We start from the raw sequence: 7,479 nt of genomic DNA, 5'->3' as shown, positions 1-7,479 counted from the left end.
ATCCCGCGTGGGTCCGGACGAGGGGAAAACGTTGAAACTGCGAACCAAACGCGTGTTTACCGGATCGATGCTGACTGCCGCGGCGCTGACCGCCACACTGCTCTCCGGGTGGACTGCACAGGCAGATCCCGCGTATCCCGCACCGGACCCGGACCCGTTCTATTCGCAAGCAGCAGCCGAGGGGAGTGCCGGCACGCCGATCTCCGTACGGCGAGCCCCCGATCTGATGACTTTTCCGGGCGTCGCGATCTGGCAGGTCAGCTATCGGTCCACGAACTCCGAGAACAAGCCGATTGCCGCGGTCAGCACTATCCTGGTCCCGCCGAATCAAACGCAGGACGGCCCCCTGCTCTCCTATCAGCACATCGTCAACGCACTCGGAACGGGTTGTGCGCCGTCGCGAGCGCTCTACGCATCGGATCCCAACATCGTCATCCGTGAAGCACCCATCCTCAACGTCGCTCTGCAGCGCGGATGGACTATCGCGCTTCCCGACCATCTCGGACCCAACAGCGCATACGGCGCCGCAAGACTGGGCGGACAGATCACGCTCGACGGCATACGCGCCGTCCAGAAAGTCCCCGAATTGCGTAGCGGCGCCAGCCCAGTCGGCATCGCTGGATACTCCGGTGGCGGTATGGCCACCGCGTGGGCAGCTGCACTGGCGCCGACCTACGCACCCGAGGTCAACCTCGTAGGTGTTGCCGAAGGCGGCGTTCCGATGAATCTGTCCAAGATGGCCAATGGGCTCGGGCAAGATCCGCACCCGGCATTCGGTCTCGCCTTCGCCGCAGCGATGGGCCTCGAGCGGGAGTATCCCGACCTCTTGCCACTCGGTAACCAACTCAACGACCTCGGTCGGTCGATGCGGTCCGAACTCACCAATGCCTGCACCAACGACATCCTGAGAGTCGGCGCCGGGCGCAGCGCTTCCCAGGTGTCGACGTCGACTTCCCTGTTGTCCAGTCCTGAAGTGCGAAAGGTGATGGACGACAACAGCGTCGAACTCTATCCAGGAGTACCGACCGCCCCCGTGTTCGAATGGCACACGCCCGACGACGTGCTGATTCCCATCGATTCGGTGGTCAACACCATTTCGAGGTACTGCGCCGCGGGAGCAACGATTCAATCCCAACTGTTCCCCAGCCCGGACCACCTCACCACCGCTGTCCTCGGTCTGCCCACCGCTTTCGAGTATCTGCAGGACAGATTCGACGGAATGCCCGCGCCACGGTCGTGCTGAAGATCTCCGGCGTGATGTATCGAGCAGGCGCGGCGCGTGGCCAACTCCGTGTGCCCGTGGCATCGTTGAGTGCATGAGCGACACGGATGACACCGGCGCGGCCGGCAATGGCGATTACAGTCTCGATCCCGACGACCAGCTTCAACCTGAAGACACTCTGATCGATCGAGGCGTCGACGACATTCTCGACGAGGGAATCTCACCACCGGAACGCCCACTGGGACTTGATGCCCACGGGTTGACCGGCAGCGAGGAATCCGCGGGGGAGACCCTCGACGAGCGCCTGGCCGAGGAAGAACCCGATCCGTACGCGTCGCTGGGTGATCCGCTGAAGGATCCCGCCGATGCCGACGAATTCGAACGTGAAGAAGAATTCCCGAACGGTGACGAAGTGGGTAACCGCCGCGTCGGGCGTCTCGTTGCCGAAGACGAGGGCCGATACGAAGACGAGGAAAGCGAACTCATCGCCGGAGACGTCGGAATCGACGGCGGCGCAGCGTCGGCAGAGGAAGCCGCGATGCATCTGATCGACGACTCAGAGGACTGAACGACCGCCGACCTGTTGTGGCTGCTGATCGGTGAGGACGATGGAATGAACGTGATTTCCGCCCAACCTCTTACTTTCGTACATCGCTGAATCGGCTAGGCGGTGTAGATCGTGCAGGCCGCTTTCTGCTGCCTGCACGTCCGGCCAGCCGCCGTTGTGTACGGCTATGCCGATGCTCGTCGTCGAGAGCGGTTCGCCCGTAGGGGAGTTCATGACGGGGTGAATCCGCGCGAGCAAGTCGCCGACATAGGGCAACGGCATCATCTGAACGACGACGAACTCGTCTCCGCCGATACGAGCGATCGCTGCGTCCGATCTGGCCCAGTCGTGGAGTCGATACGCGGTCCGCAAGATGACGCGGTCACCCACGTCGTGACCGTAGGTGTCGTTGAAGTGTTTGAAATTGTCGATGTCGATCACCACAACCAGCAAAGACTGATCGAGGCTGGATTTCGCCTGTAGGAGTTCGGAAGTCCGCCGCGCCAGTCCACGCCGATTCAGCAGATCCGTCAATGGATCGAGTTCGGAGCTTTGTGCGTCGTTGCTCAGGAGCGCCAGCGCAATCTGTGTGACGACCGGTATGACAGTGATGACAGGGATGGCAAAGGCGATGCGTCCCAGTACGTCTGAGGCTGACGAAGGCGCGTCCGTGAAAACCCCGATGCTGGCGACAACGATAATCGCCCCGGACCACAGGAGGTGCCACAGTTGGGCTCGAAGGTTGTGAAAGAAGGCTACATACGAGCCGACGAGCCCGAAGACGAGACATCCGAGCAATCGCTGATCCGGATTCGCCTCGGCCAGCACGATCACTGCAATAGCGAAGTCCCCGGAAACGACTAAGAAATACGACCTTTCACGGCTGGTCGCAATGACAGGCAGGGCAATTCCACCGATCATCACAAGCACTGCGACGACGACGTCCAACGGAAATCCGATGGTCTGTACCGAGTGGGTGCCCAGTCGCTTCAGCAGAATCGTGACACCCAGGAGGAAAACCAATACGCCGATGCCTATCCGAGTCGGCATCAGAATTCCGTTGTCGCGCAAGAATCGCGTGAATCGGTCGAACTGGTCTGGCACTGCGAGCCACCGGTGCACGACCTTGGGTGTGTCGCTCATCGCGGCCACTGACCATGAGAAGCGGCCGGTCGAATACAACACATGCGGCGATAGTAGTCCGTGGCAATGACAATGGACCTGCACTCGCGTCCAGCCTGTCGCCCTTAATACGTCACAGTGACGAATTGAGGGCGGGTGGTCGGAAGTGGGCGAACCGCATTCATCAACATCACTCCACATCAGAGCGCTTATTGGACGATCTTGCTTCGTGAGCAATTAAGCCACTCGGCGTGGCCGCAGTCGCCGGCGAAGCCAGATGTCGATCGGTAGCGACTCGGCCAACGACAGTCGAGTCGCAATGATCAGATCAAGTAAGCCCAAGGCAGTCAGTGATCTCGGACGGAAATGTGTGAACAGACGGCAGATGAAACCCACAGATCGACATGGGCAGGCGACGTCGAAGACGAATGCAAGAAACGGCACGTAAGCCGAATATCGCCAGGTCGACAATTTGCCGATAATCTACATTATGTCAAGTAATGGATATTCGAACGTCCCCCGTCAACTCGTCCGCTAGCTTTATCCACATGGATTCTGTGGCGCTCGTCCTCGGCTCACCGCGTGGTCGTCGGTTCTGCGCCAACGTCGGGTACGCGAGCCACGCCGGCGCACGCTCCGGTAGACATTGGCCTCAATCGACCGAACATGCGCTCGAAGTACTCGACGCTGTTGACGTCCGAGCAATCACCGAAATGTCGGAACTCGCCGAACATGCGCTCGAAGTACTCGACGCTGTTGACGTCCGAGCAATCACCGAAATGTCGGAACTCGAGATTCTGCACTGTCTCGCGTATGCCGTCGATTTTGCGCGCTACTGGGAGCCGCCCGACGAGGAAGACGTGATCTTCGTGCGCCCCGCGGTCATTGCGGCATTGCGGCCGATTGCCCGGGCCCTTCTCGCCTCGCCGCACTCTGCCTGGTGGACCGAGCCGATTGACCTCCTGAACCAGCATCTGGTTGAGAAGCGAAATCCCATCTACGGCTGGTCGGACTTACCCGTGCGGATTTACCGTACGGAAGACGGCCTCGAACAGTGGCGCGCTGAGGCGCTCGCTACCGAACGTCAGTTTCTGGAGTATCAGAACGCAGATCCGGACCGTCATATCGGAGGCGAATGGTGGTCCACCCCTTTTGCCAACGGCACAACTGAAACGACCAGGGCTCGCGACGGTATCGGAGCCCTCGGAGTGTTTCTCGAAGAAGACAGCTCGTCGAACGAGGCTCGGGTGCAGCCTGTAAGGATCCATGGCACGCCCCGCATCTATGAAATCGCCGGTCCATCGGACTGGGCGAAACTGGTCGACACCTATCCCCTGGCAGTGCCCGCTTCACGTCGCTCCGTGTGGTACGACACGACCGGTGAATTCCGCAACTGGTTCATCCCGGATTGGGTCTCGGTGGCCGACGATTACGACGCCGTCCACCTGACGATGATGGCGTACCTGACCACTCCAGGCATCGCGATACCGCTGTCGGCCAACTCGGGTGCCACCGTGCTCGCCGGGTGGAATCCCGACACCACCTTCTGGCTACGCAGCAACAACATCACCCTCGACGACGACCCGACAGGGTGACGTTCGGCGACACCGAATTCAGCAGGTGGGATCGCACGGCCAGCCACCGTGCGGTGTCCTCGATCCCCTGTTCCAGGGTGAATGTCGGAACCCACCCGAGTAGTCGCAACGCACGGTCGTTCGACGCATAAGCGCCGGCAGTGTCACCGGTGCGTCGGTCGGCAACGACCACGTCGATATCTTCACCGAGCACATTCTCGAATGTGCGAACCAGCTCCCACACCGTGGTCCCCCGCCCACTGCCCAGATTGACGACAGTCATTCCCGATGAATCGGCGGTGATCCGGTCGAACCGTTGCAGTGCTCGAACATGAGCATCTGCAAGGTCCCAGACATGAACGTAATCACGCACTCCGGACCCGTCGCGCGTCGGCCAATCCGTCCCGGTCACTTTGAAAGGTGTTCCTGTCGAATATGATTCGAAGAGCTTTCCGAGTGCGTGCGTCGGGTGTGCCGACGGTGTTCCGCTTCGCAGTTCCGGATCTGCTCCGACCGGGTTGAAATATCGGAGAGATATCGCCGACAAATCTGTTGCTGCCACGATGTCGTCGAGCATGGTTTCGAACTGAGCTTTGCTGTGCGCGTAGGGACTCTGCGGTTCGATCGGCGAGGATTCGTCGACACACCCGCCCTCGCCCGGCGCGTACACCGCGGCAGAGGAACTGAATACGAAGCGCCCACACCCGTTCCGAAGGACACTCGAAACCAGCGCCAGTGATTTGGAGACGTTGTTCTCGTAGTACCGCGCCGGGCTACTGACGGAATCTCCGACCACGATCAGAGCAGCACAATGAACTGTGGCACCGATATCGGGATGGTCGGTGAATATCTTGTCGAGTAGTTTGTCGTCCGCAATGTCGCCACAGTAGAACGGGAATCGATGGGCGAATTCGGCACGGCCTGTCAGCAGGTTGTCGAGGATCACGACATCGATCCCGGCGTCGACGCACTTCGACGCCACGGTGCTTCCGATGAATCCCGCTCCGCCGGTAATCAGGACTTTCATGCTGCTCCCCCGGCATCTTCGACAGCAGTCCTCGCACGACGGACGAAGTGAGACACGCGTGCGCGCGCCAAGTCCCATCCCCGTAGGTCCCGCCCGTCCCGGATCGAGAGCCGATCACGGTCGAGAAAGAGCGGCACCATAACCAGGTCGCGGTAGAGAGAGTGCAGACGTGGGCGATCGGCCAACCACAACGTCCATCGCCACCACCAACGCGCGGAGGTGGTGCTCACTCCGGTGCTCACGCCGAAGATCGATTCCACGGCGGCCCAGTGGACGTTCACCGCCCGACGGACATCTCGTGGCAACTGGCGCCGAGATAGCGTCACAGCGAGTGCCGGTTCGGAAGCGAGCAGGTACCCCACGTCGAAAACGCTGTTCATCGACAAATCGGCTCGAATCAAGGCCCGATCGGCCAGCCGCGCGTGAGCGATGACGTGCAGAGTCACGTCGGCAATCGCAAGCCGGGATCCTTTCGCCTCTGCGCTGATTCCTCGGACCGCGGCCTCTCGGGTCAATGCGTGACGGGCGAACCGCGGAAGCAAGTGCGAATGGATTTCGACGGAGCCATGACGGTCGTCGCGAAGTAGTGCCGGTTCCTGATGATCGTCGTGATCGATGGCGTCGGAGTCCACTTCGTCGGGGCGGACCATTCGATAGCCGAAATCGAGGATCGCTTCGTTGGCCGGAACGGCGTGTGCAGGGTCGACGACCAAGAGGTCGATGTCCGTCATCCGGCGTGCTGCCGGGTTCGGCCAGACATTTCGCTCGAGAAGGGCGGCACCCTTCAGCGCAACCGTCGGAAATCCGTTGCTGTGTAACAACTCTTGCAGTTCCACTCGCTGCGCGTCGAGGTCCGAGATCCGAATGGTGTTTCGGTGATGGACAAGGCTCAGCGTCAATTCCGGACTCGATGCGGTGGCCGAGGATTCCGACAGCATTTCCGCGAAGCTCGCAGGCAGGACCGATGCGAAGCCGGCCTCGACTGCTCGGGAGGCGAGCAGCGGCAACACCTTGTGCCTTGCAGCGGCGTCGATGACTCTGGGCCAATCCTGCTGTGAACACAAGCGGATGACGTCGGCCCCACACTCGGGTTCCAACATGGAAATCAGATACCGGGTGTCACGCATGACGCCACCAGTTCCTCCACAGTGTCCGCGCCGGTGTCGCCGTGGTGCCGAATCAGTCTGTAGCACGGGGCATTCGATAGTAGGGCAGCGATGTTTCTCAGGGTCAGTCCGTGATTGTCGGACCACAATGCGGATTGCTCGGCCAGCGACTGTATCGCCTGGGATACGGGCATCGGAGCGAGTCGAGTCGGACCCTCGTCCCATCCGTCGAGGATCAGCACCAGGTCGATTCCGCGAATCGCCGAGTCGACGTTCGGTTCAGCCGGCAAGATTGACGGGTCCAACGCCCACACCGGCGGGACGTACGGAAGATACAGCGAATCGTGCGCTTTGATCTCCGGGAGGACGTCGAACGTACCGGCTTTGAGGTGAACCCGCCGCGGTAGGCCCACAGCGTCGGTGCCACGAATGAAGACGCCTTCGTCAGCGCGTAGTCGAGCACCCCGCAGGGCAAGGGCGAGCGCCAAGGTTGTCTTGCCCGCCCCGGAATGCCCGGCGATCGCCACTCTCACACCGTCGCAGTCGACCAGAGCGGCGTGCAGCCGTGTCCACTGTTGGGCCTGTGCGGCTGTCATGACATCCCGGTGCACCGTCCGATACACGTTCTCCGCGAGATGTAGACCGTCCAGACCGATCAGCGTTTCATTGCCCCCACCGATGGTCGATTCGATGGTGACGTCCCAGCGACCGAATGTCGCGCGATTCCGCTGAATCCGAACGTCGACGTTGTTGTCCGCAGGCCAGGGGCTGGCAATCCGATGCTCGACGACGCCGACCTCTGGTATGCCGAAACCGCGCACAATCGCGTCAACCCACAGGTAGTGCGCCCGGAAGTGCGGTACGTCGTTCCCGATCACGGA

At 61.1% G+C, this 7,479-nt stretch carries 7 protein-coding genes; 3 read left to right on the top strand and 4 right to left on the bottom strand.

All coding sequences use genetic code 11. The annotated features are described in order from the left end of the window. The first annotated feature begins 37 nt into the window (after positions 1-37). Positions 38-1,243 (top strand): lipase family protein, encoded by a 1,206-nt coding sequence (locus ACFT1A_RS04725; protein ID WP_378446122.1) that lies wholly within the window; start codon positions 38-40, stop codon positions 1,241-1,243. A gap of 73 nt (positions 1,244-1,316) precedes the next feature. Further along, on the top strand, positions 1,317-1,790 hold the full coding sequence (locus ACFT1A_RS04720) for a DUF5709 domain-containing protein (protein ID WP_003945009.1): 474 nt from the start codon (positions 1,317-1,319) through the stop codon (positions 1,788-1,790). On the opposite strand, the gene ACFT1A_RS04715 is transcribed toward ACFT1A_RS04720, so the two are convergent. Next, entirely contained in the window at positions 1,779-2,912 is a 1,134-nt protein-coding gene (locus tag ACFT1A_RS04715; RefSeq protein WP_378446013.1) for a diguanylate cyclase domain-containing protein, read from the bottom strand. The genes ACFT1A_RS04720 and ACFT1A_RS04715 overlap by 12 nt on opposite strands. A gap of 527 nt (positions 2,913-3,439) precedes the next feature. Here ACFT1A_RS04715 and ACFT1A_RS04710 point away from each other — a divergent pair. Next, positions 3,440-4,486, top strand: a complete 1,047-nt coding sequence (locus ACFT1A_RS04710; protein ID WP_378446012.1) for a hypothetical protein — start codon at positions 3,440-3,442, stop codon at positions 4,484-4,486. Here ACFT1A_RS04710 and galE read toward each other — a convergent pair. Genes galE through ACFT1A_RS04695 form a run of 3 tightly spaced genes read right to left on the bottom strand, consistent with a single transcriptional unit; the run spans position 4,458 to position 7,476 of the window. Further along, positions 4,458-5,492, bottom strand: coding sequence for a UDP-glucose 4-epimerase GalE (galE, locus tag ACFT1A_RS04705; protein WP_378446011.1), 1,035 nt, complete (start codon positions 5,490-5,492; stop codon positions 4,458-4,460). The genes ACFT1A_RS04710 and galE overlap by 29 nt on opposite strands. Further along, positions 5,489-6,619, bottom strand: coding sequence for a nucleotidyltransferase family protein (locus tag ACFT1A_RS04700; protein WP_378446010.1), 1,131 nt, complete (start codon positions 6,617-6,619; stop codon positions 5,489-5,491). Before ACFT1A_RS04700 ends, galE begins: the two co-directional genes overlap by 4 nt. Then, positions 6,598-7,476: a hypothetical protein gene (locus ACFT1A_RS04695; RefSeq protein WP_378446009.1), complete on the bottom strand. Its 879-nt coding sequence runs from the start codon at positions 7,474-7,476 to the stop codon at positions 6,598-6,600. Before ACFT1A_RS04695 ends, ACFT1A_RS04700 begins: the two co-directional genes overlap by 22 nt. Between the last annotated feature and the right edge of the window lie 3 nt (positions 7,477-7,479).

It is taken from the genome of Rhodococcus sp. NPDC057135 (assembly GCF_042670865.1).
Classification (GTDB): Bacteria; Actinomycetota; Actinomycetes; order Mycobacteriales; family Mycobacteriaceae; genus Rhodococcus_F.
This window is presented reverse-complemented; position numbering and strand designations above follow the sequence as displayed.

Excerpts from the sequence above, each read along its gene's own strand:
- ACFT1A_RS04700 (WP_378446010.1), bottom strand. The coding sequence starts at position 6,619 with ATGCGTGACACCCGGTATCTGATTTCCATGTTGGAACCCGAGTGTGGG.
- ACFT1A_RS04710 (WP_378446012.1), top strand. The coding sequence starts at position 3,440 with ATGGATTCTGTGGCGCTCGTCCTCGGCTCACCGCGTGGTCGTCGGTTC.
- ACFT1A_RS04720 (WP_003945009.1), top strand. The coding sequence starts at position 1,317 with ATGAGCGACACGGATGACACCGGCGCGGCCGGCAATGGCGATTACAGT.
- ACFT1A_RS04715 (WP_378446013.1), bottom strand. The coding sequence starts at position 2,912 with ATGAGCGACACACCCAAGGTCGTGCACCGGTGGCTCGCAGTGCCAGAC.
- galE (WP_378446011.1), bottom strand. The coding sequence starts at position 5,492 with ATGAAAGTCCTGATTACCGGCGGAGCGGGATTCATCGGAAGCACCGTG.